This is a genomic window from Streptomyces sp. CLV115 (assembly GCF_038448545.1).
GTDB lineage: Bacteria > Actinomycetota > Actinomycetes > Streptomycetales > Streptomycetaceae > Streptomyces > Streptomyces sanglieri.
Genome location: NZ_JBCEWQ010000426.1, coordinates 1 through 442 on the forward strand (window position 1 = coordinate 1; position 442 = coordinate 442).

Annotated in this window: 1 rRNA gene; it reads left to right on the forward strand. The window is 59.5% G+C overall.

Going from position 1 to position 442, the window contains the following annotated elements:
* Positions 1-442, forward strand: a 16S ribosomal RNA gene (locus AADR41_RS42475); the annotation flags it as partial.

Sequence of the window (442 nt, forward strand, 5' to 3'; positions counted from 1 at the left end):
GCCTACGGGCGGCAGCAGTGAGGAATTTTCGTCAATGGGGGCAACCCTGAACGAGCAACGCCGCGTGCAGGAAGACGGTCTTCGGATTGTAAACTGCTTTTCCGGGGGAAGAGAACGGACGGTACCCCGGGAACAAGCCCCGGCTAACTACGTGCCAGCAGCCGCGGTAAGACGTAGGGGGCAAGCGTTGTCCGGAGTTACTGGGCGTAAAGGGCGTGCAGGCGGCCTGGCAAGTTTGCCGTGACAGTGCTCGGCTTAACTGAGCAAGGATGGTGAAAACTGGCAGGCTAGAGGGCCAGAGAGGGACATCGAATTCCGGGTGGAGTGGTGAAATGCGTAGATATCCGGAGGAAGACCAAAGGCGAAGGCAGTGTCCTGGCTGGCATCTGACGCTGAGGCGCGAAAGCCAGGGGAGCGAACAGGATTAGATACCCGGGTAGTC